Below are 1932 nucleotides of genomic sequence, written 5' to 3'. Positions count from 1 at the left end.
ATTATAAATAGGTGTTCGATCGGCGAAACAGATCGAACGAATAAACCGTTAGCCGTGAGAAATCAGAACAGGAAATGCCAGACAGCGTGAACAACCGAAAGCAGTCGGTGGCGAAGCCGTTTAAGCTGATGCACCAGCGCACCGGTGGTTTGCATTGCAGAGAGCGCATCATCGAAAATATCGCCCACGCCACGGGCAAAGTTGTCGCGCGCCGTCTTGATCACGTTCTCCGTACGATAACCCGACTCCAGTTGGCGTGTGACTGCACTGCTGGCGTTATCCGGCAAAGCACGAATGAAGGTTTCGGCCCAGAGGAGCATATTGAACCCCTCCGACGCCGATACGGCCAGAACAGGATGTCGGGGTGAAAACAGCGCATTGACCTGCGCTATTTTTACCTGCAAGTGCTGTTGCTGACGTAAAGAAGGTTGGTGAGTGACGAGGTCCCATTCCCGGCAGGGTTCAATTTTATCAGCCTGATTGAGGACGAAAAGAAAGCGCACGGGGTCTGCTCCCTGCGAAATCAATTGCCGATAGCAACGAATGTCATCGTTCCATGCCCGGTCATCAGCTTTAAGCACCCAGATAATCAGGTCCAGTTGACCCAGCCAGTGTTGATATAACCGCGTATAGATGCGGTCAAGTTCGGGCGTTTCACCTATTCCCGGAAAGTCCACGATGAGCAACGCATGCGGCGCAAGAGCCCATTGATACGTTTGTACGCGGCGGGTACATCCTTTAATGGCGCTGACCTTGGCGGGGGGCGGATTGAATAAGGTATTGCAGAGGCTTGATTTACCCACACCGGTCTTTCCCATAACCCCAATAGTGGGTTCGTAATGAATGCACTGATGTACATGTTTGAGAATGGTACGGGAGAGATGATGGCTGATACAGTGGGCTGTATCAGCAGGAAAAGGAGAAAGTACCGATTTTAGTAACGAGTTAACATCGAACTCTTTATTCATTGATATCACCTGAGATAATAAATCAATTGATTACTACAGGAGTAATATCTTTCTCAAAATATATCCAAGTGAAATCAGCCTGTTAATATACATTTCTTAGTAGGTCACTCCCATTTAAACAAAAGCGCTCTTTTTTATATGTTGGTCCTACCCCCATAAAAATATTATTGCCGAATGAACGTTTTTTCCCCAAATCAGTTCCCTCCAATCTGTCCTCAAGTTTTTTGGGTGTCTGATATACAGGAATAAAGAAACCTCCAACATCATTGCTATACTTCATTCTTTCAAACAAAGGCATAATGCCGGTATATTTTCCAGATAATGATCTTTTCCACTCCGATCTTACAATATCTGTTTGTCTCAAATACCTGATACTAAAAAAGTCACAACACCCACCATATTCATCCCATACTTCTTGAGTAATAATGAGAGGCAAATATATAACGTTATAGGAAACATTAACTGAGTTAACATGCGGATCTTCATAAACTCTCCCCTCAAAGAACGTCTTCAAAAAAACAACATCAAATACACCTTGTGGCTGACGAATATAGTGACCCAATGCCTTCTCATGAAAATCATTATGAATCCCCATATTCACTCCATCCGTGATCATACCAATTAAATTCCCCACATCCAGTACCGGAGATGAATTCGGAATACTGCTACCAATAATGTAGTTACCTGAATACGTCAACATTTGAACAGGTGGATGATAGGTATCATAAATTGTTAATGCCGGTCTTAATTTCGATCTACTCCGTCCCAGTTGCATTTCCTGTTTGATTAGTGATTCAAGAAACCCAGACTTTGTAAGGTCTCTTTCTGTGGCAGTATTCTTAGCCCACTCATAAGTAGTCGAGTCAGAGATATACGCCGTTATTTTGTGCTTACTTGCCATACCCTCTAGTCCTTTTTCGTCGATGAGAAACATCAAAGTAAGTTACTTTACATCATGATTAAA

The 1932-nt window shown here is 43.7% G+C and carries 2 protein-coding genes; both read right to left on the bottom strand.

What is annotated here, in order from left to right; translation table 11 throughout:
* Positions 1 to 62: 62 nt before the first annotated feature.
* On the bottom strand, positions 63 to 968 hold the full coding sequence (locus V1952_RS21570; RefSeq protein WP_420075524.1) for a GTPase family protein: 906 nt from the start codon (positions 966 to 968) through the stop codon (positions 63 to 65).
* 82 nt (positions 969 to 1050) lie between these two features.
* Complete coding sequence (locus tag V1952_RS21565; RefSeq protein WP_420075523.1) at positions 1051 to 1869, bottom strand: hypothetical protein; 819 nt, start codon at positions 1867 to 1869, stop codon at positions 1051 to 1053.
* Positions 1870 to 1932: the final 63 nt, after the last annotated feature.

Origin of the sequence: Yersinia sp. 2542 StPb PI (genome assembly GCF_048593855.1) — a bacterium.
GTDB classification, from domain to species: Bacteria; Pseudomonadota; Gammaproteobacteria; order Enterobacterales; family Enterobacteriaceae; genus Yersinia; species Yersinia enterocolitica_E.
Note: the sequence above shows the minus strand (reverse complement) of the source record. Positions and strands in the feature narration are given on the sequence as shown.